Raw genomic sequence first — 1,012 nt, 5'->3', positions numbered from 1 at the left:
GAAGACAGCGAGTGGGATCCAAAGTACCGCGAGACACGAGAAACCTTGCGGGAAGTCGGGGGGACCACCCCCCAAGGCTAAATACTACTTAGTGACCGATAGTGCATAGTACTGTGAAGGAAAGGTGAAAAGAACCCCGGGAGGGGAGTGAAAGAGAACCTGAAACCCTGTGTTTACAAGCTGTGGAACACCCATATGTGGTGAACCGCGTACTTTTTGTAGAACGGTCCGGCGAGTTACTTTTGCAGGCAAGGTTAAGGTCAGAAAGACCGGAGCCGAAGGGAAACCAAGCGTTAATAGCGCGTAAAGTCTGTAAGAGTATACCCGAAACCGGGTGATCTATCCATGTCCAGGTTGAAGCCGCCGTAAAAGGTGGTGGAGGACCGAACACACATCCGTTGAAAAGGGTGGTGATGAGGTGTGGATAGGGGAGAAATTCCAATCGAACCCGGAGATAGCTGGTTCTCCTCGAAATAGCTTTAGGGCTAGCCTCGATATAGATTAACGGAGGTAGAGCACTGAATTGCCTAGGGGGCGTCAAAGCTTACCGAAGCATATCAAACTCCGAATGCCGTATAATTGTTTATCGGGAGTCAGACTACACGAGATAAGTTGGGTAGTCAAAAGGGAAAGAGCCCAGACCACCAGCTAAGGTCCCAAAGTGCGTGTTAAGTGGAAAAGGATGTGGGATTTCAGAGACAACTAGGATGTTGGCTTAGAAGCAGCCATACATTCAAAGAGTGCGTAATAGCTCACTAGTCGAGAGATCCTGCGCCGAAAATGTCCGGGGCTAAAACACGACACCGAAGCTGTGGAATTACACTAGTTGTAATTGGTAGAGGAGCATTCTTAAAACGACGAAGCGATACCGTAAGGAGTCGTGGAGATTTAAGAAGAGAGAATGCCGGAATGAGTAGCGAGATAGAAGTGAGAATCTTCTAGGCCGAATATCCAAGGTTTCCGGGGTAAAGCTGATCTGCCCCGGGTAAGTCGGGGCCTAAGGCGAGGCTGA

The 1,012-nt window shown here is 49.4% G+C and carries 1 rRNA gene; it reads left to right on the top strand.

The window, feature by feature from the left end:
* A 23S ribosomal RNA gene (locus I5677_RS17090) occupies positions 1-1,012 on the top strand; the annotation flags it as partial.

This window comes from Mobilitalea sibirica (assembly GCF_015999265.1).
GTDB classification, from domain to species: Bacteria; Bacillota; Clostridia; order Lachnospirales; family Lachnospiraceae; genus Mobilitalea; species Mobilitalea sibirica.
This window is presented reverse-complemented; position numbering and strand designations above follow the sequence as displayed.